The organism is Thermostichus sp. MS-CIW-36 (genome assembly GCF_054059035.1).
Map to the genome: position 1 here is coordinate 89,778 of NZ_JBSSBR010000004.1, position 22,726 is coordinate 112,503.

General features: G+C 58.5%; 23 protein-coding genes, 1 tRNA gene and 1 other RNA gene. 6 read left to right on the forward strand and 19 right to left on the reverse strand.

Annotation, left to right across the window (positions count from 1 at the left end; genetic code table 11):
• Window positions 1-21: 21 nt before the first annotated feature.
• Together ilvC and serS are read left to right on the forward strand one after the other, a co-directional pair.
• Complete coding sequence (ilvC, locus tag ACVWVQ_RS03530) at window positions 22-1,014, forward strand: ketol-acid reductoisomerase (RefSeq protein ID WP_457506908.1); 993 nt, start codon at window positions 22-24, stop codon at window positions 1,012-1,014.
• A gap of 33 nt (window positions 1,015-1,047) precedes the next feature.
• A complete protein-coding gene (gene serS / locus ACVWVQ_RS03535; protein ID WP_457474637.1) occupies window positions 1,048-2,355 on the forward strand; it encodes a serine--tRNA ligase in 1,308 nt (435 codons plus the stop codon).
• Between the two features lie 344 nt (window positions 2,356-2,699).
• Here the strand turns inward: serS and ACVWVQ_RS03540 are convergent, their stop codons facing one another.
• The 12 genes from ACVWVQ_RS03540 to ACVWVQ_RS03595 form a co-directional block, all read right to left on the reverse strand.
• The gene (locus tag ACVWVQ_RS03540) at window positions 2,700-3,104 is read right to left on the reverse strand and encodes a hypothetical protein (protein WP_457444170.1); all 405 of its coding nucleotides are present in this window, start codon (window positions 3,102-3,104) and stop codon (window positions 2,700-2,702) included.
• A 62-nt stretch (window positions 3,105-3,166) separates the two neighbouring features.
• Window positions 3,167-3,264, reverse strand: an RNA gene (ffs, locus tag ACVWVQ_RS03545) — signal recognition particle sRNA small type.
• Window positions 3,265-3,336: 72 nt separating this feature from the next.
• Window positions 3,337-4,053, reverse strand: coding sequence for a carbon dioxide-concentrating mechanism protein CcmK (locus ACVWVQ_RS03550; RefSeq protein ID WP_457385246.1), 717 nt, complete (start codon window positions 4,051-4,053; stop codon window positions 3,337-3,339).
• A 32-nt stretch (window positions 4,054-4,085) separates the two neighbouring features.
• The gene (locus tag ACVWVQ_RS03555) at window positions 4,086-4,769 is read right to left on the reverse strand and encodes a hypothetical protein (RefSeq protein ID WP_457506910.1); all 684 of its coding nucleotides are present in this window, start codon (window positions 4,767-4,769) and stop codon (window positions 4,086-4,088) included.
• A 66-nt stretch (window positions 4,770-4,835) separates the two neighbouring features.
• A complete protein-coding gene (locus ACVWVQ_RS03560; RefSeq protein WP_457506912.1) occupies window positions 4,836-6,797 on the reverse strand; it encodes a ribulose bisphosphate carboxylase small subunit in 1,962 nt (653 codons plus the stop codon).
• 71 nt (window positions 6,798-6,868) lie between these two features.
• Entirely contained in the window at window positions 6,869-7,168 is a 300-nt protein-coding gene (locus tag ACVWVQ_RS03565) for a EutN/CcmL family microcompartment protein (RefSeq protein ID WP_011433394.1), read from the reverse strand.
• A complete protein-coding gene (locus tag ACVWVQ_RS03570) occupies window positions 7,168-7,509 on the reverse strand; it encodes a carbon dioxide-concentrating mechanism protein CcmK (RefSeq protein ID WP_011433395.1) in 342 nt (113 codons plus the stop codon). The genes ACVWVQ_RS03565 and ACVWVQ_RS03570 overlap by 1 nt, the downstream gene beginning before the upstream one ends.
• Before the next feature lie 71 nt (window positions 7,510-7,580).
• The gene (locus tag ACVWVQ_RS03575) at window positions 7,581-7,889 is read right to left on the reverse strand and encodes a carbon dioxide-concentrating mechanism protein CcmK (protein WP_011430450.1); all 309 of its coding nucleotides are present in this window, start codon (window positions 7,887-7,889) and stop codon (window positions 7,581-7,583) included.
• Window positions 7,890-8,399: 510 nt separating this feature from the next.
• On the reverse strand, window positions 8,400-9,125 hold the full coding sequence (locus ACVWVQ_RS03580; protein WP_457506914.1) for an energy-coupling factor ABC transporter ATP-binding protein: 726 nt from the start codon (window positions 9,123-9,125) through the stop codon (window positions 8,400-8,402).
• 7 nt (window positions 9,126-9,132) lie between these two features.
• Entirely contained in the window at window positions 9,133-9,960 is an 828-nt protein-coding gene (locus tag ACVWVQ_RS03585; RefSeq protein ID WP_457506916.1) for a cell division protein FtsQ/DivIB, read from the reverse strand.
• A 57-nt stretch (window positions 9,961-10,017) separates the two neighbouring features.
• Window positions 10,018-10,236, reverse strand: a complete 219-nt coding sequence (ndhO, locus tag ACVWVQ_RS03590; protein ID WP_414343789.1) for an NAD(P)H-quinone oxidoreductase subunit O — start codon at window positions 10,234-10,236, stop codon at window positions 10,018-10,020.
• A 129-nt stretch (window positions 10,237-10,365) separates the two neighbouring features.
• Entirely contained in the window at window positions 10,366-10,770 is a 405-nt protein-coding gene (locus ACVWVQ_RS03595; protein ID WP_414424310.1) for a hypothetical protein, read from the reverse strand.
• A gap of 1,615 nt (window positions 10,771-12,385) precedes the next feature.
• Between ACVWVQ_RS03595 and petE the strand changes: the two genes are divergently transcribed.
• Window positions 12,386-12,796: a plastocyanin gene (gene petE, locus ACVWVQ_RS03600; RefSeq protein WP_011433401.1), complete on the forward strand. Its 411-nt coding sequence runs from the start codon at window positions 12,386-12,388 to the stop codon at window positions 12,794-12,796.
• A gap of 183 nt (window positions 12,797-12,979) precedes the next feature.
• Window positions 12,980-13,210 (forward strand): hypothetical protein, encoded by a 231-nt coding sequence (locus tag ACVWVQ_RS03605; RefSeq protein ID WP_011433402.1) that lies wholly within the window; start codon window positions 12,980-12,982, stop codon window positions 13,208-13,210.
• 36 nt (window positions 13,211-13,246) lie between these two features.
• Here ACVWVQ_RS03605 and ACVWVQ_RS03610 read toward each other — a convergent pair whose 3' ends face one another.
• Window positions 13,247-13,459, reverse strand: a complete 213-nt coding sequence (locus ACVWVQ_RS03610) for a DUF2997 domain-containing protein (RefSeq protein WP_011433403.1) — start codon at window positions 13,457-13,459, stop codon at window positions 13,247-13,249.
• 88 nt (window positions 13,460-13,547) lie between these two features.
• Here ACVWVQ_RS03610 and ACVWVQ_RS03615 point away from each other — a divergent pair, with 88 nt between their 5' ends.
• Complete coding sequence (locus ACVWVQ_RS03615; protein WP_457506919.1) at window positions 13,548-14,597, forward strand: potassium channel family protein; 1,050 nt, start codon at window positions 13,548-13,550, stop codon at window positions 14,595-14,597.
• A gap of 23 nt (window positions 14,598-14,620) precedes the next feature.
• Here ACVWVQ_RS03615 and ACVWVQ_RS03620 read toward each other — a convergent pair whose 3' ends face one another.
• The 3 genes from ACVWVQ_RS03620 to ACVWVQ_RS03630 form a co-directional block, all read right to left on the reverse strand.
• A complete protein-coding gene (locus ACVWVQ_RS03620) occupies window positions 14,621-15,289 on the reverse strand; it encodes a PHP domain-containing protein (RefSeq protein ID WP_414399728.1) in 669 nt (222 codons plus the stop codon).
• A 111-nt stretch (window positions 15,290-15,400) separates the two neighbouring features.
• Window positions 15,401-16,561: a pyridoxal-phosphate-dependent aminotransferase family protein gene (locus ACVWVQ_RS03625; RefSeq protein WP_457506921.1), complete on the reverse strand. Its 1,161-nt coding sequence runs from the start codon at window positions 16,559-16,561 to the stop codon at window positions 15,401-15,403.
• 34 nt (window positions 16,562-16,595) lie between these two features.
• Window positions 16,596-16,667: transfer RNA gene (locus tag ACVWVQ_RS03630), tRNA-Cys, on the reverse strand.
• A 157-nt stretch (window positions 16,668-16,824) separates the two neighbouring features.
• On the opposite strand from ACVWVQ_RS03630, the gene ACVWVQ_RS03635 reads away from it, so the two are divergent.
• Window positions 16,825-17,790, forward strand: coding sequence for an ABC transporter permease (locus ACVWVQ_RS03635; RefSeq protein WP_414357663.1), 966 nt, complete (start codon window positions 16,825-16,827; stop codon window positions 17,788-17,790).
• A gap of 286 nt (window positions 17,791-18,076) precedes the next feature.
• On the opposite strand, the gene ACVWVQ_RS03640 is transcribed toward ACVWVQ_RS03635, so the two are convergent.
• From ACVWVQ_RS03640 to ACVWVQ_RS03650, 3 genes are read right to left on the reverse strand one after another with little or no spacing between them, the layout of a single operon-like run.
• Window positions 18,077-19,255, reverse strand: coding sequence for a CO2 hydration protein (locus tag ACVWVQ_RS03640; RefSeq protein WP_457506923.1), 1,179 nt, complete (start codon window positions 19,253-19,255; stop codon window positions 18,077-18,079).
• A gap of 36 nt (window positions 19,256-19,291) precedes the next feature.
• Window positions 19,292-20,800: an NADH-quinone oxidoreductase subunit M gene (locus tag ACVWVQ_RS03645; protein ID WP_457506924.1), complete on the reverse strand. Its 1,509-nt coding sequence runs from the start codon at window positions 20,798-20,800 to the stop codon at window positions 19,292-19,294.
• Between the two features lie 12 nt (window positions 20,801-20,812).
• A complete protein-coding gene (locus ACVWVQ_RS03650) occupies window positions 20,813-22,660 on the reverse strand; it encodes an NAD(P)H-quinone oxidoreductase subunit F (RefSeq protein ID WP_457387805.1) in 1,848 nt (615 codons plus the stop codon).
• Window positions 22,661-22,726: the final 66 nt, after the last annotated feature.

Consider the following 22,726-nt stretch of genomic DNA (forward strand, 5'->3'; position numbering starts at 1 on the left):
CTGCTCACGCCCTGCTCGACCATGGCCCGCCTCTACTACGACACCGACGCCAATCTGGAGCTTCTGGCCGACAAAACCGTTGCCATCATCGGCTACGGCAGCCAAGGCCACGCCCACGCCCTCAATTTGCGCGATAGCGGTGTCCAGGTCATCGTTGGCCTTTACCCTGGCAGCCCTTCCTGGCCCAAAGCCGAGCAAGACGGCTTAATGGTCAAAACGGTGGCGGATGCTGCCGCTGCCGCCGATTGGGTAATGGTTTTGCTGCCCGATGAAGTGCAAAAGGCCGTTTTCCAGGGCGAAATCCGTCCCCACCTGCAGCCGGGGAACGTGCTTCTCTTTGCCCATGGCTTCAACATTCACTTCGGGCAGATCCAGCCGCCGGCAGACGTGGATGTCATCATGGTTGCCCCCAAAGGCCCTGGGCACTTGGTGCGGCGCACCTACCAAGCGGGGGAAGGGGTGCCCTGCCTGTTTGCCGTCTATCAAGATGCCTCGGGAATGGCACGGGAGCGGGCCATGGCCTATGCCAAAGCCATCGGTGGCACGCGGGCCGGCATTTTGGAAACCACCTTCCGGGAAGAGACCGAAACCGACCTCTTTGGCGAGCAGGTGGTGCTCTGCGGTGGGCTGACGGCTCTGATCAAAGCGGGGTTTGAAACCTTGGTGGAAGCGGGCTACCAGCCGGAACTGGCCTACTTCGAGTGCCTGCATGAGGTGAAGCTGATCGTGGATCTCATCGTCGAGGGCGGCCTGGAAAAAATGCGCCAGAGCATCTCCAACACGGCAGAATACGGCGACTACACCCGTGGCCCCCGCATCATTACGGAGCAAACCCGCGCTGAAATGAAACGGATCCTCGCCGAGATCCAAAGCGGCCAATTTGCCCGTGAGTTTGTCTTGGAAAATCAGGCCGGCAAGCCGGGGTTCACAGCGATGCGGCGGCGCGAGGCCGAACACCCCATCGAACAGGTGGGCAAGGAGCTGCGGGCCATGTTTAGCTGGCTAAAGAAATAGTCGGGTATCTGGAGCTAAGTGTAGGCCGTCTCTGTGCTGGATCTGAAGCTGCTGCGGGATCGCCCTGAACAAGTACGCCAAGCCCTGCAAAATCGCCGGGCCACAGTCGACCTGGACGGGATCCTGCAGTTGGATCGGGAGCGGCGGCAGTTGGAGGCCCGCAAGGGATCCCTGCAGGCCGAAAGCAACAGCCTCGGCAAAAAAGTCGGCGAGATCATCCGCCAGGGGGCGGATCCCCAAGGCCCCGAAGTGGCGGCCCTGCGGCAGCGGGGGGTGGATCTCAAGGCCGAGATTGCCCAACTGGAGCAGCAGGAACGGGAGCTGGAAGAGGAGATTCGTGCTCGGCTGCTTACCCTGCCCAATTTGCCCCTGCCCAGCGTGCCGGTTGGCCGAGATGAGGCCGACAATGTAGAGGTGCGCCGCTGGGGTGAGGAGCTAAAGCCGGCCCATCCTGTCCTTCCCCATGACGAGATTGCCGAAAAACTGGGGTTGCTGGAGATTGGCCGTGCGGTCAAAGTGGCCCAAAGCCGCTTTGTGGCTATGGTAGGGGCGGGCGCGGCCCTGGAACGGGCTTTGATTGCCATGATGCTGGAGCGCCACGTTGCAGCCGGCTACACCGAGGTGATCCCACCCTTTTTGGTCAACAGCGCCGCTTTGCAGGGGACGGGGCAGTTGCCCAAGTTTGCCGAAGACAGCTTTCGCTGTGCTGACGACGACCTGTGGCTGATCCCGACGGCGGAAGTTCCCCTTACCAATCTGTACCGGGATGAGGTAATCCCTGCGGAGTCCCTCCCTCTTTACTTCTGTGCTTACACCCCTTGTTTTCGCCGTGAGGCGGGCAGCTATGGCCGCGACACCAAGGGGCTGATCCGGTTGCACCAGTTTCAAAAAGTGGAGCTGGTCAAGGTCACTCGCCCAGATCAATCGGAAGCCGAACACGAGAAGCTGGTGCAGGATGCCGAGGCCATCTTACAGATGCTGGAGCTGCCCTACCGGGTGGTGGAGCTGTGTAGCGGCGATTTGGGCTTTGCGGCAGCCCGCTGCTTTGACTTGGAGGTGTGGTTCCCCTCCCAAAGTCAATACCGCGAGATCTCCAGTTGCTCCAACTGCTGGGACTTTCAGGCCCGCCGTGCTAACCTGCGCTACAAAGAAGCCGGCCAGAAAGGCACCCAGTTTGTCCACACCCTGAACGGATCTGGCTTGGCGGTGGGGCGCTCTCTGGCTGCCCTGCTGGAAAATCACCAACAGCCGGATGGCTCAATTCGCATTCCCAAGGCGCTGCGTCCCTTTCTCAGCTCCCGCTTTCTCTCGGAAGACGGGATCCTCATTCCTGCTGCCTGAGCTCAAACTCAACCCAGTTTGATTGAGACTCGATTGAGACGCTCCTGCCCAGATAGGCAGGTGTTCCCATCTTTTCTCCGACGACGGAGAATTGCAAGCTGTCTCACGGCAGTTTTTTGAAACCTCTGAAATGAACAACCTTGACCTGCCCCCGGCTCTAAAGGGCGAGGATCCCTAACACTTCACAGAGACGATCCACCTGACGGTAGCCTCAATCTTTAGGGTCATTTCAAGTTAGGTTGAGACACTTCCCAAGTGCTCTGCGGTACCACTTCCGCTATGCAAAAGGGGAGAGGAGCTAGGAAGCAATGCATTCCTACCTTCCTGCCGGGCTGTCCTTCCGCTCAAGATTTGCCCTTGAGGCGATCCAACTCAGCTTGCAATTCGGCGATCTTCTGGCGCAAACGGGCCGCTTCTGAAAGTTCGATGGCCGTGCCTGCCTCGCCCTCGGCATTGCTAATGTCGTCGATGGTGATCTTGCGGGGACCGGCAGTTTGTCTGTCTTCTCCCTTGCGGTTGGCGTTGGCGGCGATGGCATCCATGTAAGCCCGCGCCTCTTCAGCGGTCATCGCCCCCCGCTCCACCAGCTCGTCCACCAAAGCTTGCGCCTGCTTGCGCAACTCCATCAGACGGATACCCGCTTTGCTGGCCACCTTGGCAGCATTATCCGCCGCCACAGCCGCCAAACCCATGCCGAGGTAGAAAGCCTTTTGAGCCCAGTTGGCGAGGGGATTGTCTGTTTCGGACATAGTGTAATGCGCTGCTAGGGCAAGGAGGAGAGAACCCAGCAGAGAGAAGTAGGGCTGCAAAGGGCGACCCGGGTTGACGCGCCTGCTCAGAGCATCCCGTGGTGCTGCTATCTTCCGATCCTGACACGGTTTGGGCGTCGGAGCTGCACGGACCCAGGTCTTCCAGTAGCCTAGCATTTTTCCCCTCTGCCCTGCTCGGCTTTCTTGGGCAACAGATGGGTTTCTCAGGGGGCTAGGGAGTTTCAGGCGGCTCCAGATAAACAGGGATCCGCTCTACGGCTGTATCGCTGCGCTGCACCTCCTGTTCCTGAACTTGAGGAAGGGTTACCGGCAGGGTAACCGGTTGAGCAACAAAACAACTGGCCACGGGCAGCGCTTGCTCCAGTTCGTCCAGAGGGCGGGGGATCACTGCCACCGCGTGCAATTCCCCAATGCGCTCTGCTTCGTACATGCCGGCATCGATGGCAATGGCCACGTTGGCCACTGTACCGCGGATAATGGCCGTACATAGGCCATCCCCAATGGTCTCGTAGGCCGCCAGTTGGACATCCGCGGTTTTGAGCATGACATCGGCAGCTCCCACCATTGCCGGGAAGCCGCGAGTTTCCAGCAGGCCCACGGCCAAGTTACTGAGGCGGCTGTAGCCGCGGTTTTGTGCCAGTTGAGACAGCTTGCTGCTGATCGGCAGTACCACTTCCAAGTTGGGCAGGGGGCGCGGGATCACCAAACTGGAGATCTCCTCTTGGTCAAACTGGCGGGCCAGCTCAATGCCCTCCTCAATGGCAATGCGCACATCGGCAATTCCCCCCCGCACAATGGCTGTGCAATAGCCCCCCGAGGTTTTCTCAAAGCCGATCAGCGTCACGCCTGCCGACTTGGTCATGGCGTCAGCAATGCGCACAATGACCGGAAAGCTGCGCGTCTGAATCAGGCCCAGGGAGGTTGACATCGGCATCCTAACCACTCATGCCAGTTTAGCCATCAGAGCCGGCCATCCCCAGAGGAGAGCACCTGTCGATAGGGATAAATCTTGCCCAAGAGGCGATCCAATTCCGAATGGCCAGGGATCCCGTTGAGGTTGCGCGTTTTGGTCCTTGGGGAACCGGACTTTTCTTGGGTTTGCTCGGCAGCTTCCTGCCAGCGGCGGGTTTGCTTTTCAACATTGGCCACCGGAGAACTGGGCGGGGGGGCTGACTCAGGCAGCGTCTTTTGAGCCCCTTCCACTTCCGCCGGCGAGAGTTCTGCCGGGGTGAGCTTGCTGCCGTCCGCCTCCTGGAGATCGAAACCATAGGTGGGATCCCCGAGCAGCGAGCCGGGGGGAATGACTGCTTGGCTGAGCACCGAACAATTCAGCACTGTGGTTTCTGAGCCGATGCAGGCGTTTTTGCCGATGGTGCCCTGCCCGATCACCAGCACCCCCATTCCCAAGGTTGCTCCCGCCTCCACGATGAGGGATCCCCCACAGGCGTGCAGAACGGATCCCATGCCGATACACGCGCCGCGCCCGATGTGAATTCGACAGCCGGGGTTGGCCCGCAGCAGCACCCCTGCCCCAATCCCCGCCCCGGCTTCCACCTGTACCTCACCACTGACAAAATAGCGAGTTTCGTCGTTCTGGCCAGGCAAGGCGCGGAGCGTCATGGAGTTGGGCAAAGTAGAGGCCAACAAAGTGCTCCTCATCGCTGGGGGGTTGGGCTTGAACCAACAGAGGTCAAAAAAAGCTGGGATCCCTCAAGGGGTTTGGATGATCTGCTCCAGCACTCGCCGTTTGGCCTTGGGATCGATCCCCAGCAGGCGAACGTATTCTCCCTGGTGTTCCGCCAGGCAGGCTTCTAGAGCCGCCACCACTTGGGGCACTTGGGTGGCCTCGATGGGGCTACAGCTTTGCCAAGAAGAGGTGCGAAAACGGCGCTTGTCCGCATGTTCGGTGCCGATGCGGTAGCCTTGGCTGAGCAACTGCTGCACCTGAGCCACCACCTCGGCGCTGAGGCGGGTGCCAGAAGGGGATCCCTTGGGGGCAGAGGCAGGAGCCGCGGCAGCAGCAGCAGATTTTCCGCTAGGGGTTTGGATGATGCGCTCATAGACCCGCCGTTTGCCTTTGGGATCGATCCCCAGCAGGCGCACATATTCTCCCTGGTGCTCCGCCAGGGCAGCCGTCAGCTTAGCCAACACCTCTGGCCCGCGGGTGGCGCGAATGGCCGGCCCACTCTGCCAGGAAGAGGTTTTGAAGCGGCGCTCGTCGGCATATTCGTAGCCGATGCGATAGCCCTGAGCCAGCAGCCGATGCACCTCCTCCTGCACCTCCAGATCCAGGCCGGCACTGCCCCCTGCCGCAGGAGCCGTATCTGCCACCACGCCGGTTCCTGCAGGACTGCTGCTCACCTGGCCTTGCGGGGTTTGAATGACCTTCTCCAGCACCCGCCGTTTGCCTTTGGGATCGATCCCCAACAGGCGCACATATTCTCCCTGGTGCTCTGCTAGGGCAGCCTGAACAGCGGCCAGGATCTCCTGCGGCTGACCGCTCAAATTGCTCAAGGTCTGCCAAGAAGAGGTGCGGTAGCGGCGGGCATCAGCCACCTCCAGGCCAACGCGATACCCCTGCGCCAACAAAGTCCGGATCTCCTCCTCCAGCCCTGAGCCAGACTGAGGGCCGGATGTGCCAGAACCCGGAGCAGCGGCTGCCGAGACGCGGCTGGGCATCCCAGAGACCAGCGCCGGCCCATCGGGGGTTTGGATGATTTGCTCCAGCACCCGCCGTTTAGCCTTGGGATCGATCCCCAGTAGGCGCACATATTCCCCTTGGTGCTCCGCCAGGATGGCCCCCAGCGATCGCACCACCTCCGCCTCGTGGGTGCTGGCGATTGGGCTTTCGCTTTGCCAGGAAGAGGTTTTGAAGCGGCGAGCATCGGCATATTCCAGCCCCACGCGATAGCCTTGGGCCAACAGGGCACGAATTTGCTCCACCACCTCCGGCTTGAGAGGGGATCCGCCGCCGTTCCGGCCATTGCCGCGATGGGAAGAATGAGTCATGGGTGCCGTCTCCGTAGCCGTTGAGTGAGAGGTGCGCTGCAGTTCGTTGCGGATGGGAGCGATACAGACGAGGTTTTCGCTGCACTGGTAGCCCTCTCGCAGGGCTTGGTTGATGCCGATCACGTGTTGGGCAAACTTGGCATCGCTATCCTGGACGTCGGGCAGCCGGTCGGCCTCGGCCTGGGTGGTGATGATGGATCCAGAAGGCACATACTTGCCTGGGGGGATCTCCACATCCTGGATCAGGCAATGCAACATGATGATGCAGCCATCCCCAACCCGAGCGTTGAACACCGTCGAGCGGAAGCCAATAAAGCAGTCGTTGCCCACGTAGGCCGGCCCATGGATTAGAGCCATGTGGGCGATGGAAGTGTTTCTGCCAATCCAAACGGAGTAGGGTTGGCCGTCTTCTCCTATCACCCGCCCCTGTTCCAGGCCGTGGATGACCACCCCATCCTGAATGTTGGATCTGGCGCCAATGTGGAAGGGGGATCCCTCGTCAGCGCGAATGGAAGTTCCCGGGGCGATCAGCACCTCCGCTTCCACCCGCACATCCCCAATGAGGTTGGAGAAAGAATGCACGTAGGCTGTGGGATCGATCTTGGGCTCCGCCAGTCGGCGAGACCAGGGCGTTGGCGGTGCAGCATAGGTGTGAGCAGGCATAACCGTGAGCCTCTAGAACGCAGTAGGGCGGACAAGGGCAGCAAGAGAGATGAGAAGGGAAGGGATCCCAGCTAGCGTTGATCGCGCTTGTTGTAGAGAGAGCGACCGCCAACGCTGACGGTATCGATGATCGCCATCACCACCGCATCCAGCGGGCGAGTCTGGTTTCCTTGCGGCTGGCGAGCGGCACTGCCTTGGCTAACCAGCACCCACTCGTCAATGCCGGCCCCCACCGGATCGGCAGCCACAGCGTAATCGGGTTGCGGCTGGCCCTCGAGATCGACGTACTGCACCAACAAAAACTTCACGCCCGTCAAGCTGGGATCCTTTTGAGTGCTGGTAACGGTGCCCCGCACAATGGCAATACGCATCAGGGACGGGTGAAGGGACGGATGGCATTTACCCCTTCGCGGAACTGAGCCACATCCTCGGTGTAGCGAATGGGCAACACGTACTCCAGGTTCTCGTGGGGACGGGCGATAATGTGCCAAGACAACAACTGGCCGCCGTTCACCCGCTTCACCGAGTCAATGCCGGCAGCCACCGAGGCTTGCACCTCCGAGACATCCCCCCGCACGATCACGGTGACCCGACCGCTGCTGATTTTTTCGTAACCCACCAGGGTAACGCGGGCGGCCTTGACCATGGCGTCGGCAGCCTCCACCACTGCCGGGAAGCCCAGGGTTTCGATCATTCCAACTGCAATAGCCATAGGTACTCCTTACGCTGAAAGTGAAAGTGGGGTGCGAACTTTCTGGGGTGCGAACTTTACTGAAGTGGGGACTAGGTGCGGAACTGCTCTACCGCCTCGGTATAGCGGATGGGCAACACAAACTCCAGGTTCTCGTGGGGACGGGCAATGATGTGGTGGGAGAGAATCTCACCCCCGCTCACCCGCTTGGCAGACTCCAAACCGGCAGCCACCGAGGCTTGCACCTCCGAGACATCCCCCCGCACGATCACCGTGACCCGACCGCTGCCGATTTTCTCGTAACCCACCAGGGTAACGCGGGCTGCCTTGACCATGGCGTCGGCAGCTTCTACCACTGCCGGGAACCCGCGGGTTTCGATCATTCCAACTGCAATAGGCATATCAACTCTCCACTTTTGAACACACTCAGTTCCTGAACGCTGTCGAACCCAGCAACAAGGCAAATTGATCTCGCTTATTGGGTTCGCTCATGCAATCTCCTTTCGATTTCATCAGAGAGATCCTCTGCCCAAATCTCGATTGACAGCTTTTCCCGGCGACACCTACCCCAGCCACCAGAGACCCCCCTCTGAGGGGAGAAGGCTCTGAGCCACAGACCTCCGACTGAAGTCAGAACAGGTTGTAGGAGCCATCAGGGTTAACCGCAACTGTCACTCAGGCGGGCAAAGCTGCCAACTCTGAGCTAAGTCCACATCTTTCTTGTACACAATCGATCATACAAAATCGATTAGGACGACTCAGAGAAGGGATCCCCGACTTAACAAAATGATATCCCCACTCAATCCTGGACGAAAATCAATATTTTTAATTAGCACGATAGCTTTTTATTAAGAGAGGCAAAAATGTTGTCAGCTTAAAAATAATTCTTGATATCTTTTCAACTTTTGTCGTTATCGGCGCAGTGAGGGGGGCACTTCCAGGCCGTGGGCTTCCATGAGGTCGGCTTGGCCCATCAGGTGGGCCGGGGATCCCTGGGCCCAGATCCGCCCTTGATCCAACAGGATGACCTGATCGCACACCTCCAAGATCAGCTCCAGATCGTGGGAAGCCAGCAGAAAAGTGTGGGCAGCCTGCTGCAAAAAAACCATCAACCGGCGCCGGGCTCGCAAATCGAGGTTGGCCGTCGGCTCATCGTAGAGCACCAACTGGGGCTGCATCGCCAGGATCCCGGCAATGGCGACCATGCGCTTTTCCCCACCGGAGAGGTGATGGGGGGGACGATCGGCCAAGTGCAGGGTGCCGGTCATCTGCAAGGCCGCTCGAACCGCAGCCGCAATCTCCCCCTCAGGACGGGCCAAATTGCGCAGTCCAAAGGCCACATCTTCGGCCACCGATGGGGCAAACAGTTGATCGTTGGGATCCTGAAACACCAACCCCACCTCGGGGCGAAACTGGCCGGGCCGCAGTGGCTGGCCAAACAAACTCACCTGGCCGGAGCAGGGGGGCAACAGGCCGCAGAGGGTGAGGAACAGAGTGGTTTTGCCCGCGCCATTTGGGCCGATCACCCCCAGATGTTGCCCGACCTCGACCCGCAGATCCAGCCCTTGCAGCACCGGCGGATGACCGGGATAAGCTGTCCACAATTGGTTCACCTCCACCGCCGGCACCGGGTTCATAGCAAAGCTAGGGCATCCGCACGTCTTTCCAGCGCTCCTGGGTGGCCGTGGGGGTAAGTTGCAAGGTGGGCACACTGGGGCTGGTGAGGTCAATCTGGACGATGTCGTCGGGCGTACACTCGCAGTAGCAGCGCAGATCCCGCATTTGGTTGAGGGTCTGAATTTGCAAGGGCAAGCGGTCGGAAATCGGCCCCAGGTAGACGTTGCCCAGCTCAGTATGCAGGGTAATTCCCGCTCCAGATTGCCAATCCACTGCCCTAATCTGGATTTCGGATTGCTGCAAAGCCTTGAGCAACAGCGCCCATTGGTCTGGGGTGTGGTTCTCCCAGCCCAGCAGCTCCAGCTCAGGCCAAGACTTGGGGGAACGGTAGGGATCCGGAGACAGCCAGTTGCCCTGGACATCCACCCAGCCCATCTGGTCGCCCCATCGCGCGCGCGCCACAGGTTGCCGTTCTCGCACCTGGACGATGACACCCACCGGCAGCAGCCGTCGCTGCACCTGGACGCTTTCGATGGGAGAGGGGCGGGTCGGGGATCCCAGCAAAGCCCTTTCCAAAACAGCCGGTTGCACCTGCCAAATGTTGAGGGGATACTGCAGGGGCAATTGTGCCCGTATCCAGGCGGGATCGACCCAGTGGGCACCCTTTACCTGAATCTGTTCTGACTGACGAATTTGCCAGTGGGGCTGCCGTAGGCCCAGCACCAGCAGCGCCAAGAGGGTCATCGAACCGGTCAGGCGCCAGGATCCCTGCCAGAATCGGCTGCGCCGTTGCCGACGCAAAAGCCGCCTGCGCTGCAGGATTTGTTCACGGTTGGGAGCAGCCAGGAGTGCCATGGATCCCCCTTCACCCCATCACAGGGTATGCAGATGGGGAACATTCCGTGCTTCTACTCAACCCGCCATCTCCTGAACCTGATCCGCCCGCAGCCAAACCGTAGGGGTGGGAACAGCCCCAAACTTAATCTGCAGGTAGTCACCTTTGATATCCACGACTTCTCCGGGGGTCTCGAAAACGTAGTTGGGAATAAAAGAATCGCTTGCCTGCGCTTCTAAGCTACCCTCCAGTTTCTCGCGGATAGCCCGCACCAAGGTGCCTCGCTTAATCGCCATTGCTCCTCCTCAGTTCAGTCGCAGATTAGCCGGTTCGATAGCAGTTGTATCACGCCTGTCGCTGCTGCGAAGAGGAAAGCTGGGATCCAGCCTCTGGTTGGCTCTGACAGGGATCAACCTGAATTTGGCCTATTTGCGTCTCAGGCTGCGGGCCATATTGCGGAAGGTATCCATGTCCGATCCCCCTTGACGGCGTGGGCTTGCTCCGCTGCTGCTTGAAATGGAAGACCCCTGCTCAGAACCAGTTTCAGGAGTTTTGGCTTGCTCTGTGGACAACTTAACTTTACCGAGGGAAGAGACCTGCTCCACCACCTCCACCTTCTCCTTACTGCCGAAATCCTGGAAGGTGTGCTTCACGATCCTGGGGGTGCGCATATACTCGATGTTGCCAAGGGTTTTGGCTTCATCTGGGTCGAGAAAAAAAGTATTGTCGTTTTTCGCTTTCTTTGGGGTTGGCTTAGCAACAGTTTCCGGTGAGGACGTGGCCGCAGCTTTGCCGCGCGAGCCGAACAAGCGCTTGAAGATGCCTACCATGGTCGTTTTGCCTGCAATGGGAAGGAAGTTGAGCCGAACCCTGGGCAGGCCAGCTGCCCTCGACAAGGTGAAGGCCAAGCCCAGTCATGAAATAATGTTAAGCCAACTGAGAGCGCCGTGCCCCCTTGGCAGAAGGTTTTCTGGGCCAAGTGCTTGTGGCTGCTCTGACCAGTTTGAGTTCCCCTGCTCTCCGGCCTGCTGGGCGACTGTCCTCACCCCTTTTCCCAAAACGAGAGAGCTGACCTGGGAGGATTAGACCGCCTTACGGAAGCCATCATCCAGGGGATTGTTCAGAACTAGCTCTTGTTCAGAACTAGCTCTGTAGACTCCGCACGCAGTTTAATATGACCTGCAGGTTTTTCAGCCCTAAGGCTTTGGACGAACGGGATCCCTGCCCCACAGAAGCTGCATTGCGCATTGCTAAATACAATCACTTTAAGCACACTTTAAGCAGGAAGGAGACTTTTCCGTTGTGTTGCTTCCTAGCTCCTCTCTCCCTATAGGAGAGGGGTTGGGGGTGGTTGCGGAAGCGGCGCAGAGCGTTTGGACGGAACTGCGTAGCAATTAGTAAAGTGTCTTAATCTAACTTGAAATGACTATGTGATGATGTAGTGAATAGAGTTGTCTCAATCCAGCCAGACTAAAATCGTCGGCTTATGCCCAGCTCCTCTCTTCTAGAGAGACCTCAGGTGTGCTGTTCCAGCCAGCAGTGACTATACGGACATACAACGAAATAAGAAGCCCAAAAATCACTCTAGCCCCAGGCAAGCACAAACCATAGTAGCAGCTGTGCCCCTAGAGCGGCCTGCCAAGAAAACCTTGCTACCGAGCTTGTGAGGTGTAGTGCACTTCAACCCTGAGAGGAGCGCCCAGGTTCAAGGCAGTGCCAATACACCGGGCCAAGATTTGAATGTTAAGCCGCTGATCCGTCGATTCTAAACTTGTTGCAAGCCGACTCTTGCTTGGACCAACTACGGGTGAACGCTGTACGCTCATCCTAACAGACTCCCTATTTTGGTGAGGGCTGAACAACCAACTGACTTTCAGGTGATGTTATTGAGGAATCTCAAAGGAATACCGACCAGCAGCATCCAAGAACCTGCTCTTTGAGATTAGGATGATTTGCCCTTCTTGTGCATCGACAACCCTACGGATTTGTTAGGCAAGACACTCTTGGACTTTAAGGGATCCCACGGAAAAAGAATCTCTACTTTGCGAAGTGCCCTTGGGTAGAGATGAGATCAACCCAGAAAACTTGCTCTCGGTCACCTGCGCACGCTCACCAACCGCCAAAACATCCTGCCCCAACTGGCCGGGGATCCAGCCGCATCGGATTGCCCAGCAGAAGTGTTGCCATAGACCCGCGAGAGAGTTCTGTTGTTTGACGGGTTCGGTCTGCTGTGGCCTTCTGTTATGTGGCCTTCTGTTAAAGAACGGATGCTACCGCTCCATAGGTGGGCATGCTCTATTTTGGGATGAGCCCCCTTATAATGAACATTGGGAATCCAACTGTCCCTGCTGTCCCTCCGCCTGGCTGGGTTCTCTTCACTACCTGGAAGGGAACAACGGAGCCGCAAAGTCTGGGATAACTGCTGTTGCGTTTTGAGAGGAATCCATGTCTCTAGTTTTTAACCTGGTGAAGCGTTTGCAGCTCATCCTGCTCAGCCTTGTGGTTGGGGGGTTGGCTGTGGCGTTCTTGTCCAACCCTGCTGCTGCCGAAACCTACATCGTCAAAATGGGATCCGACAAAGCCCAGTTGGTCTACGATCCGCCTTCTCTCACCATCAACCAAGGGGATACCGTTCAGTGGGTGAACAACAAGGTCTACCCCCACAACGTCGTCTTTGACAAGGTGCCCGGTGGAGATGCGGCTCTGGCCGCCAAGCTCTCCCACAAGGCACTGCTCACTGCTCCTAAGCAGGTGGTGGAGTCGGCTTTTGTTGATGTTCCTCCAGGTGAGTACACCTACTACTGCACGCCCCACCGTGGGGCCGGAATGGTCGGCAAGATCATCGTGAACGGCTAAATCCACACCCCAAGTGCTGAACTTCTAGGGATCCCACTTTTGGTTTTGCCTTGCTGGACAGGGATCCCTGGCTTTAGCATAAAAGTTAGCCCTCTCAGGAGTGGGAGGGCTTTTTAGCGAATGAATACGCATTCGACCGGCTTGCCCTGTACTGCGCAAGTGTAGTTCTCAAACGGGTTCTCTATGACCACCAGCGTTAAAGGTTACCTGCTCTTGGCCGTTTCCTGCCTCAGCGCCATTGCTGCTGTTGGCTCAATTTTCGAGTTGGCTTCTGGCGAGCCGGATTTTGGCGTCGGCCCCACCAGCATCATCTTGGTTGTCGCTGCTCCATTGGCTGTTTGGCTGTTTCAGGCTGCGGTTGGAGCGGCACGAGCCGGCAATACTGCCGGGAAGGGGAGCAAAAAGAAAAAGTGAGAAGATGGTGAGAACCCTAGGCAAATGGATATGGAGTCAGCGGGTTTGCTTCAAAGAGACCTCAGACTCCCTCTCGATTTCAGTCAGTTGGTGAAACTCCGGCAAGAGCTCCCGTTTCTGCACAGTTCCAAGAGCTGATTCCAAGCCGGCGGTAGCTAGGGTACAACTGGAGCCAGAACCATTCAGTACGGTCTCGGTGACCTGTCCGTTTTTGTCGATCCGATATTCCACTTTGATGTATTCAGGCATCCGCACTCCACTTGTTACCGAACAACAACGGGTTCTTCCCCATTCTAGTTCTTGCTTCCTTTTCCTGGGCTAGATCTGGCTGGGCTCTATGGCTTCTGCTCGTCCCCCCTTCCAGGCTGCCAAAAGGGATCCCGGGATCCGGCGAGACCTCGGCTTGGGCGTGGGGGCATTGGTGTGTGTGGTGCTGATCGGCACCCTCTGGTACCACGGGGTGGAGCAGTGGCCTTGGGTGGAAGCTTTTTACATGACCGTTATCACCCTAACCACCGTGGGCTTCATGGAGGTGGGGCCGCTGGGGGAGCGGGGTCGTTTGTTTACGGTGGCCTTGATCCTGATGGGGGTCTTGAGCATTGGGTTCATGGTGAATCGCTTTACAGAGGCCCTCATCCAGGGACATTTTCAGGAAGGGATCCGGCAACGGAAATGGAAGAAACAGATGGAAGCGCTGAACAACCACTACATCATTTGCGGTTTCGGGCGCATTGGCCGGCAGGTGGCCCAAGAGTTTCGAGCAGAAGGGGTGCCATTTTTGGTGATCGATCAGTCTGCTGAGGCGATTCAGGTGGCTCAAGAGCTGGGATACGTGGCCCTCCAGGGGGATGGTACTCTGGATGCCACTTTGCTGGAAGCGCGGGTGCAACAGGCGGAGGGACTGATTGCCGCCCTATCTTCCGATGCCGAGAACCTGTACGTGGTCTTGTCGGCCCGCACCCTGAACCCCCGCATTCGCACCATTGCCCGCGCCAATACGGAGGAGGCTTTGCAAAAACTGCAGCGGGCGGGCGTTGCCCATGCCATTTCTCCCTACATCACGGGCGGAAAACGCATGGCGGCGGCTGCCTTACGCCCCCGGGTTGTGGACTTTGTGGATGGCATCCTTGTCGGTCGGGATCGCACTTTCTACCTGGAGGAGTACGAGCTGGCAGCCCAAGAATGTCCTTATGTCGGGCAAACCCTACGGAAAGCCGATTTGCGCAACCGATCCGGAGCTTTAGTGGTGGCGATTCGACGGGCGGATGGCCAGTTGATTGGTGGCCCCAGCGGAGAAACCCTGTTGCAGCCGGGGGATCTGCTGCTGTGTATGGGCACCGCAGAGCAGTTGCGCCGGCTTGGACAGTTGCTCTATCCACGCCCGTAGCAGCTTGTTCTGGGTAGCCTGGCTCAAATCCGCCTCAGAATACTGGGGCCATGAGAGTCAGTGCCACAGGTTTTCAAAAGTCCGTAGGTCTCGGCCAGCTCTTCGGCTTTCTCCGTCACTTCCGGGCTAGGGATCCAAATCTCCGGGTTTTTGTAGGCGTAGTAGACCTCAAGGCCGTCTATTCCCAACTCCGCTGCTGCTGGGACAATTTCCTCTGCAGGCAGGCAATAGCGAAAGGGATGGGCCAACACCGCCAAGCCTCCTGCCGCTTGAATGGCCTGGATCGCGTCGGCGGCGGGCAAGCCGGGAACCTGCTCCCCTTGGGCAAAGGGATCCAGGACACCATCGGTGGGATCGAAGCCGTAGCCGAGAATATGCACTTCACAGCCCAACAGGTTTGCGGTGATCTCGATCCCCGGCCACAGGATGGGGTCGTCGGGACGATCCAAGTGGGTGCGTGCTCGTTCGTAGCCCTTCAGGGTGTGGTGATCGGTGATGGCTAGGCCCTTGAGGCCGTGCCGGCGCGCCTGCTCCGCCAGATCCACGGGATCCATCTGCCCATCCGAACAGCGGGTATGCAGGTGAAAGTTGTACTGCAAGGGACAAGAATGGGGGCCAACCCTCTGCAGCACCTGCCGCAACTCCACAGCGGAAGCCACCACGCAGGGATCCCGTTCCAAGCTGACAGCCATAGCCACCCTTGGGTTCTGAAGTTTTATTAAGCATGTCCCCCCATTGTAGCCAGGGGTAGGGGTCAGTGCCATGTGTCAAAGGCCGCTGAGCTGAGGGTTCAGAAGGGATCCCTAGCCGTGGGCCAGTACTTCCTCAGCAGCACGAGTTCCTGCCCCTGGAGTGAAGTCGCTGTAGCCCGCCGTGTGTAAAGCCGACTCCAGAGCAGCCAAGGTCATCAGCACATCGCGGTCGCTGATAAAGCCCAAATGGCCGATGCGGAAGATCTTGCCCTTGAGGTGATCTTGTCCGGCAGCAGTGGCCAGATCAAATTGCTTCTTCAAGATGCTGCGAAGGGTATCGGCATTGATCCCTTCGGGAGCCAGCACGGCTGTCACGGCGGGGCTAGCCGCAGATTCTGGATCAACCAAGAGCTTAAGGCCCAGAGCCTTAACACCGGCGCGGGTGGCTTGGGATAACCTGGCATGACGCCGGTAAATGGCCTCCAAACCCTCTGCCCGCATCATCTGTAACGTCGTTCGCAGGGCATAAAACAGGTTCACCGCCGGGGTAAAGGGAGTGGTGCCCTGGTGCAGAGCCTTTTGCGCCAGCTTAAAGCTCCAGTAGTACTTGGGAAAGGTCGAACGTTGTGAAGCGGCCATGGCCCGTTGGCTCACGGCTACAAATCCCAAGCCCGGTGGGATCATGTAGCCTTTCTGGGATCCCGAGGCCACCACATCCAAGCCCCATTCGTCCATCAGCACCGGCATTGCCCCCACGCTGGTGACCCCATCCACCAGGACGAGGGCTTCCCCGTGCTCGCGGGCAGCAGCAGCAATGGCTTGGACATCGTTGGCTACGCCGCTGGAAGTCTCCGAGTGGGTGAGGATGACGGCTTTGATGGTTTTTTCCCGGTCGGCAGCCAGCTTTTCTTGGAAGATCTCGACGGGGTAAGGGATCCCCCAGGGGGTTTCCACCCGCTCACACTGAAGGCCAAACTGCTCGGACATTTCCGCCCAGCGCTCCCCAAACTTGCCGTTCACCCCCACCAAAACCCGATCCCCAGGGCTGAGGGTGTTGAGGATCCCGGCTTCCATAGCGCCGGTGCCACTGGCGGAAAAGACAAACACATCTGAGGTGGTTTGGTGCAGCCAGCGCAACCCATCGGTGACCTCTTCCAAAATGGCGGTGAACTCTTTGCTGCGGTGCTCGATGGGCCCCCGTGCCATCGCCAGCAGAGCACTCTCGGGAACGGGAGTGGGGCCGGGGATCATCAATATCAGCTTGTCTTTCATGCTTGCCCTGCTTGGGATGCAAGTGAGGTTTGAAAGGTGGCGGCCAGATTCGAACTGGCGCATAGAGGTTTTGCAGACCTCTGCCTTACCACTTGGCTACGCCACCCCACAACTCAACCAGAAAACACTCGCCTAGAGAGAATATTCTAGCCGAAAACCGGATCCCACTTCCAAGCCTTAACGTGGTGTTCTGTGATTCTGCTTGGGCCGTGAGAATGGTTTTGGATAGAAGGTGACTGGGTTAACGCAATTCCCAATTGGCCATGCAACCGGCTGTACCTGCTTCGTTCAACCTCTGGAAGGGCCTGCTTGTTTGGAGAGACGAGATCTTCTACCTCTGGGGTCTGCTGGCTTTGGGGATCCTGCGAGGAACGGTACCAGAAGCAACGCCAAGCTGGTTTTTGCCGGCAGTTTTGCTGGCCGCCTGGATTGGGGGAACAGGCTGCTGGGGCTTGGGCCGACGCGGGCGGGGATGGGGGCCCCCCTTGCTGATTTTGCTGTTGGGACTACTGCTTACGGAGACATTGCTGGTGGGCTATCGGGTGCCGCCGGGATTAATGCCTACCCCAACGCGGGTGTTGCAGGCCGCCTGGATGGCGCGAGCTGCCCTGATGCGAGATGCAGTGCAAACTTTTGTGCGACAGGCGCTGGTGGGGTTTGGCTTGGGGGTGGGATCCGGCCTGTTGCTGGGGGCGCTCTTGGCCCGTTTTCCCAAGATCGAACAGGGGGTTTTGCCCTATTTGGCAGCCCTCTCCAGTATTCCCATTCCGGCTTTGGCCCCGGTCATGGTGGGGGCATTTGGCATCGACTGGCCCTCGAAAGCAGCAGTGGTGGCGGTGGTGGTGCTGTTTCCGGTGGTGCTCAACACGGTGCGAGGGTTGCGTTCGGTGGATCCCAGCCAATTGGATTTGATGCGCTCTTACGGGGCCGGTGCCGGGCAAGTGTTTTGGCAGGTGCGGATCCCTCAATCTTTGCCCTACATTTTTAATGCCCTCAAGCTGGCGCTCACCTTGGCGATGATTGGATCCATTGTGGGGGAATTCTTTGCCGCTCCGGGGCTTGGTCTGGGCTTCCGCATCCGGATCGAGGCGGCTCGCTTCAATTTCGACATCGTCTGGGCGGCCATCATTTATGCCACCGTTATCAGCGCCCTAGCTTATCAGTTGATTGTAATGGTCGAAAAGCGGCTGACTTTTTGGCACAGTTCCTTTCGCTCTGGGGGCCGTTAGCCCTTAGATTTCCTACATATTTAGCAAAAGGAACAGAATCAAAATATGGAAAGACCACCCTGAAGACTTTCGGCAGTTGGCTCCGACCGGGTTGTTATGCGGTGGCTTTACTCACCACATTGCTATTTGCAAGCGCTCTACTTCTTGAAAACGAGCGTCGCGTGTTACCAAAAACAGAGCATGTTACAGTGCAAGGGCTGCAATCCAGACACCATTCTCAGATAACGGACGCCCCTCGAGCCTTAACTTGTCTTTGACATCACCGTATTGCCGCGCAGTTTCAGCATCACATACCAAAAACTTCCTGCATGCTTAACAGCCGGGATCCCGCCAATCGCTGCAACCAAGGGGTGAGAAACTCTCGGTTGGCCATTTGCTGCTGGGGATCCTGAGTTTCCAGAGGAAAAGGGGCGAGGGCACGCAGGGCGGCAGTGGTGACGCAGAACATGGCTTTCTGGAAGCTCAAGCAGATTTTGACCCGCAGATCCTCCTCCCCGCGCAGGTTGCGGCGGTAGTGTTCCCGCAAGCGAGGGGGCAAGTGCCGCATCATGTCCTGCATCAACAGGGTGGGTGGGATCCCGGCGCTCCCCACCGGCAGTGGGTCGGCATACAGGGCCCCATAGGCAAAATCCGCCTGCTCTTGCGGAATCTGACCGGCCTGGGCGTTGTAGGAAACCGTGCCCATAAAGGGAAAGGAGCGGAAAAACACCGCTTCCACATAGGGGATAGCCGTATCTGATAGGAAAGTCAGACCCGCCGAGAGAGGGATGATCTCGTAGCGGCGGCCCCAGATGCAGGGAGCGTAGGTGATAGGCTTGTCGGCAGCTGCCACCAACCCCTGCTGGATGTGAGCCACCACGTCGGGAATGGTGAGGTGGGGTTCTGTCTCAGAGCGCTTGGCCAGCGCCAGGAAAATATCGCTCATCACCCGCCAAAACTGGCCCAAGCCGCTGTACATAGCCAGCATGCGCACCTGTTCTAGAGCAAAGTCGGGAAACAAGATCCCCAAGCCCTGCAAGAAGGGATTGAAGCGGATTTTGGCCCGGATGGCTCTCTTGGCCCGCTCGACAAATTCAGGGGTATCCAGGTAGCGGTCTAGCCCCCCTCCCCCATGCCAGAGCATAGCCTTCATGCAGTATTCGGCAAACTCGTAGTTGATGCGGTCATGCCACAGGTAGCGCAGCCATTTGCCCAGGGTAATCTCGCCGTTGAAATACTTGAACGCCGGAAAAAGCTCCAAAAATTGGTGGTCGGCAATAAAGATCAAATTGCGCGAATAGGCATCCAGCACCTCGCCGTAGCTATGCAGGATGCCAATGACCTCTAGGCGATTGGCAGGGGCATCCGGCACAAGGGCTCCCCCTGCCTCTAGGCGCTGGACAATAGGAGCCAGTTGCAGTTGCTCCAGAGGAGATAAGCCGGCCAGAAAGAAGCAGGAAGGAGCAGGAGCAAGAGTGGCAGTCATGGGAGCAAAAGAAACTCCGTCGATCTCATCAAATCATCAAAAGGAAGACAACCCAAACTGAAAGGCAGTGACCAGTCCTGCAACACCAGCTAGGTTAGCCTTGGCCAAGGCCAAGGTGGTGGACTCCACCCAGCGGGTTGCCCAGCTAGGCTGCAGGCCCAGTAACACCACCAGCGTTGCCAAAACAACAGCAGGCAGGCGCTCTTCAGTGGCGTGGCGTTGCATGGCTATGGCCACTTGCGAGAGGCGCCCAAAAAAGACACGGTTCACCATCAGCAGAAAATAGGCCGCCGTCAATCCCGTCCCCACCATGCACAGGAGCGTTTGCAGGGGAAAGACGGCAAAGCTGCCCCGAAAGAGGGTGAACTCAGCTATAAAGCCCACCATGCCCGGTGTGCCGCCACTGGCCATCACCCCTAGCACCATCAAGCTGCCAATAAGCGGTAAGCCCCGCTCCGGGTTGAGCAATCCCCGCAGCAGCTTGAGATCCCGTGTGCCGGTGTTGGCATAGACGGCTCCCACCAGAAGAAACAGCAGCGCCGAGATCAGGCCGTGGCTGACCATCTGGAAGACGGATCCCACCAGGGAGAGGGGAGTGGCTGCTGCTACAGCCAAGAGGATGTAGCCCATGTGGGCAATGGAGCTGTAGGCCACCAGCTTTTTCATATCCTGCTGCACCAAGGCGTTCAGGGATCCATAGAGCACGTTAACCACCGCCCAACCGGCCAGCCAAGGCCCTGCCTGCTGCCAAGCATCCGGTAAGAGCTGCAGGCCAAAGCGCACCAGGCCGTAGGTGCCCAACTTCAAAAGCAAACCCGCCAGCAACACGGAAATGGGGGTGGAAGCCTCCACATGGGCATCCGGCAACCAGGTGTGGAAGGGCACCAAGGGGATCTTGATGGCCAGGCCCAGCAGAATGGGAATGAGCAAAAGGATCTGCGACAGCCGAGGTAAAGGGTGGGCCTGCAGGACGGTGTAGGTAAAGCTGTGGGCATCGCTCAGCCAACTGAGGCCGAAAAAGCCTACCAACAGCAGGATCCCTGACAGAGCTGTGTAAATCAAGAACTTGGTGGCTGCATAGGTGCGCTGTGGCCCTCCCCAGATGGCGATGAGCAAATACAGGGGGATCAGCTCCACTTCATAGAACAGGAAAAACAGCAGCAAATTCTGAGCCAAAAAAGCTCCGGCCACCGCTGCCGCCAGCATAAGCACCAAGCTGTAGTAGAGGCGGGGCCGCTCCACCTGGCCGCTGGCCCAAATGGCCATCAGCACCAGCAGCCCGGTCATCACCACCAAAGGCAGAGAGATCCCATCGACTCCCAACTCGTAAACCAAGCCCAACTGGGGGATCCAGGCCATCTTTTCCGCCAATTGCAGGGATCCAAGGTGGGGGTCAAAGATCAGCAACAGCCCCGCGCTCAGGCCAAACAAAACCCACCCAAACCCCAAGGCCAAAGCCCGGTGCAAGCCCTTCCCCGCCTGCTCGGGAATCAACCCAATCAAGATGCTCCCCAACAACGGGATCCCAATCAAAAGGCTCAACATGGCTCTCTCCCATCAATAGGCCAACCCCAAATGGGGCGAACGCAGTAGCCAAGCTGTAACCAACACCACCCCCATGACAATCACCAGCACATAGAGTTGCATCCGCCCCGACAGGGTGTACTTGAGGGCTTCGCCGCTGAAGAAAAAGGCCAGGCTCACCCCGTTCACCAAGCCGTCCACTCCGTTGCGATCCAGCCACTCCAATCCGCGGGAGAGGGCGCTGACCGGTTGCACCACCAGGGCTTGGTAGAGGTGCCCCGTGTAAAAGTCGTGGGCCAGCAGATCCTGCAACTCCGGCCAGGGCAGGTGCACCCTCCGTTGGCCTCCCCAGTACAGCCAGCCGCCAATGGCTGCCCCCACCAGCCCAGCAGCCGTCAGCAGGGCTGCCATCCACCTCAGCTCCGGGCTCCAGTCGGGATAGAGTCTCCACCGCCCAAACAGCCAGGGCATGAGCAAGGTTTGCACCGTCAGGATGCCCATGGGCAGAGCCATCAGCCAGCCCACCTCAGGGGCCCGGCGGGTTTTGGGTTGAGGGGATCCCAAAAAGACCAGGCCAAACACCCGCGCCAGGTTGAGAGCCGTCAGCCCATTCACCAGCAGCAGCACCCCCACCAGGGCCGGCTGCACCCCGCTGTAGACCAGCGCCAGGCGGGCCAGCGTCCAAAAGCACCCCAGCGGCAGCAGGGCCACCATCCCCAGGGATCCCACGGCAAAAGCGGCCACCGTGGCCGGCATGCGGCTGCGCAGGCCCCCCAGCTCTGTCAAATCTTGGGTAGAGGTGGTGTAGATGAGGGATCCCACCCCCATAAACAGCAACGCCTTAGCCAGGCCGTGCATCAGCAGCAACTCCAGGGCCAGCTCCGGCTGCTGCATTCCCACTGCCACAAACACCAACCCCAAGTAGGCACTCGTGGAGTAGGAGAAGGTGCGTTTGATATCGATTTGCGCCAAGGCCACCAGGGATCCGCCCAGGGCTGTGATCGTGCCGATGGCCACCAAGACCCCATTCGTAATCGGCGACAGGGCCAAGAGCGGCTGCAGCTTAATCAGCACAAAAGCCCCGCAGGCCACCACTGCCGAATTGCGCAAAATCGAAGCCGGGTTGGGCGCTTCCATCGCCTCATCCAGCCACAGGTGCAGCGGAAACTGGGCGCATTTCCCCAAAGGCCCTGCAATCAAAGCCAACCCCATCAAAGCCGCCCAAGCCGGATCCAAGCTGGCCGTAGCCGCCCAGTCCCGCAGGTCGGAAAACGTCAAGGCCCCAGAAAAGTTGGAAACCGCCACCACCCCCATCAGCAGCAGCAGATCTCCTACCCGCTTGGTTAAAAACGCATCCCGCGCCGCCGTCACCACCAGAGGCTGGGCGTACCAAAAGCCCACCAGCAAATAGGTGGAAAGGGTGAGCATCTCCAGCAGGGCATAGCTGAAAAACAGCGAGTCACTGAGGGCGATCCCTGTCATTCCCCCCTCGAAAAAGCCCATCAGGGCGGCAAAGCGACCCAGGCCCCAGTCCCTATCCAAATACCCCAGCGCATAGATCTGGGCCAGCAAGCTCAAACCGCTGATCCAGACGACGGCCCCCATTGTCAGGGGCGAGATCTCCAAAGACAGGGTCAAATCCAGATCGGCCACCCGAAACCAGGGGTAGTTCAGGATCTGGGGATCCCGACCCCAAACCTGCCGCAACAGCCAAAGGCCATGGGCAAAGGCGGCAAAAGTCAGAAGGATGTTGAGGTAAGCTGCCGGACGCGGGCCACTGCGCTTGACCCACCCCGTTGCCCAGGGAATGGCCAAAGCTGTTCCCGCCCACCCATAGCAAGGGATCCACCAACTGCTCTCCAACCCCAAAAGGTTTGACATCATTAAATGCTAAATAAAACGGAAAACTGGATCCAACGGAAATCAGTCAGGCTTTTGAATCGCTCG

Excerpts from the sequence above, each read along its gene's own strand:
- ilvC (WP_457506908.1), top strand. The coding sequence starts at position 22 with ATGGCCCGCCTCTACTACGACACCGACGCCAATCTGGAGCTTCTGGCC.
- ACVWVQ_RS03540 (WP_457444170.1), bottom strand. The coding sequence starts at position 3,104 with ATGTCCGAAACAGACAATCCCCTCGCCAACTGGGCTCAAAAGGCTTTC.
- ACVWVQ_RS03550 (WP_457385246.1), bottom strand. The coding sequence starts at position 4,053 with ATGTCAACCTCCCTGGGCCTGATTCAGACGCGCAGCTTTCCGGTCATT.
- ACVWVQ_RS03560 (WP_457506912.1), bottom strand. The coding sequence starts at position 6,797 with ATGCCTGCTCACACCTATGCTGCACCGCCAACGCCCTGGTCTCGCCGA.
- ACVWVQ_RS03565 (WP_011433394.1), bottom strand. The coding sequence starts at position 7,168 with ATGCGTATTGCCATTGTGCGGGGCACCGTTACCAGCACTCAAAAGGAT.
- ACVWVQ_RS03570 (WP_011433395.1), bottom strand. The coding sequence starts at position 7,509 with ATGGCTATTGCAGTTGGAATGATCGAAACCCTGGGCTTCCCGGCAGTG.
- ACVWVQ_RS03575 (WP_011430450.1), bottom strand. The coding sequence starts at position 7,889 with ATGCCTATTGCAGTTGGAATGATCGAAACCCGCGGGTTCCCGGCAGTG.
- ACVWVQ_RS03580 (WP_457506914.1), bottom strand. The coding sequence starts at position 9,125 with ATGAACCCGGTGCCGGCGGTGGAGGTGAACCAATTGTGGACAGCTTAT.
- ACVWVQ_RS03585 (WP_457506916.1), bottom strand. The coding sequence starts at position 9,960 with ATGGCACTCCTGGCTGCTCCCAACCGTGAACAAATCCTGCAGCGCAGG.
- ndhO (WP_414343789.1), bottom strand. The coding sequence starts at position 10,236 with ATGGCGATTAAGCGAGGCACCTTGGTGCGGGCTATCCGCGAGAAACTG.
- ACVWVQ_RS03595 (WP_414424310.1), bottom strand. The coding sequence starts at position 10,770 with ATGGTAGGCATCTTCAAGCGCTTGTTCGGCTCGCGCGGCAAAGCTGCG.
- petE (WP_011433401.1), top strand. The coding sequence starts at position 12,386 with ATGTCTCTAGTTTTTAACCTGGTGAAGCGTTTGCAGCTCATCCTGCTC.
- ACVWVQ_RS03605 (WP_011433402.1), top strand. The coding sequence starts at position 12,980 with ATGACCACCAGCGTTAAAGGTTACCTGCTCTTGGCCGTTTCCTGCCTC.
- ACVWVQ_RS03610 (WP_011433403.1), bottom strand. The coding sequence starts at position 13,459 with ATGCCTGAATACATCAAAGTGGAATATCGGATCGACAAAAACGGACAG.
- ACVWVQ_RS03615 (WP_457506919.1), top strand. The coding sequence starts at position 13,548 with ATGGCTTCTGCTCGTCCCCCCTTCCAGGCTGCCAAAAGGGATCCCGGG.
- ACVWVQ_RS03620 (WP_414399728.1), bottom strand. The coding sequence starts at position 15,289 with ATGGCTGTCAGCTTGGAACGGGATCCCTGCGTGGTGGCTTCCGCTGTG.
- ACVWVQ_RS03625 (WP_457506921.1), bottom strand. The coding sequence starts at position 16,561 with ATGAAAGACAAGCTGATATTGATGATCCCCGGCCCCACTCCCGTTCCC.
- ACVWVQ_RS03635 (WP_414357663.1), top strand. The coding sequence starts at position 16,825 with ATGCAACCGGCTGTACCTGCTTCGTTCAACCTCTGGAAGGGCCTGCTT.
- ACVWVQ_RS03640 (WP_457506923.1), bottom strand. The coding sequence starts at position 19,255 with ATGACTGCCACTCTTGCTCCTGCTCCTTCCTGCTTCTTTCTGGCCGGC.
- ACVWVQ_RS03645 (WP_457506924.1), bottom strand. The coding sequence starts at position 20,800 with ATGTTGAGCCTTTTGATTGGGATCCCGTTGTTGGGGAGCATCTTGATT.
- ACVWVQ_RS03650 (WP_457387805.1), bottom strand. The coding sequence starts at position 22,660 with ATGTCAAACCTTTTGGGGTTGGAGAGCAGTTGGTGGATCCCTTGCTAT.